The 515-nt window shown below is 69.5% G+C and carries 1 pseudogene; it reads left to right on the top strand.

The features are described 5' to 3' along the window. Positions 1 to 72: 72 nt before the first annotated feature. Positions 73 to 306, top strand: a pseudogene (locus A5622_RS30690) (mycothione reductase); the annotation flags it as partial. Positions 307 to 515 lie beyond the last annotated feature (209 nt).

Below are 515 nucleotides of genomic sequence, written 5' to 3' on the forward strand. Positions count from 1 at the left end.
TGGGCGAATTCGGCTGCCACGAAGCCGCCCCCGACGATCACCAGATGCTCGGGCAGCTCCGAGATTCGCATGATCGTCTCGCGCGTCTTCGGGCGCATCGACCCGATCGGGGTCAGCGGTGAGGATTACCGGAACGCCGCACCCAACATCGATGTCTACAAGCAGCGCACCCGATTCGGTGGCGTGCAGGCCGACGGCCGCTACCTGTTGCGCACCGATGCGGGCGACGAATTCGCGGCCGACCAGGTGGTGATCGCCGCCGGGGCACGAGCGGTGGTGCCCCCGGCGATCCTCGAGTGCGGCGTTCCGGTAATCCTCACCGCTGACCCCGATCGGGTCGATGCGCCCGAAGACGCGCGAGACGATGTCGTCCCAGCGCACCCGATTCGGTGGCGTGCAGGCCGACGGCCGCTACCTGTTGCGCACCGATGCGGGCGACGAATTCGCGGCCGACCAGGTGGTGATCGCCGCCGGGGCACGAGCGGTGGTGCCCCCGGCGATCCTCGAGTGCGGCG

This window comes from Mycobacterium sp. 1245801.1 (genome assembly GCF_001673055.1).
GTDB lineage: Bacteria > Actinomycetota > Actinomycetes > Mycobacteriales > Mycobacteriaceae > Mycobacterium > Mycobacterium europaeum_A.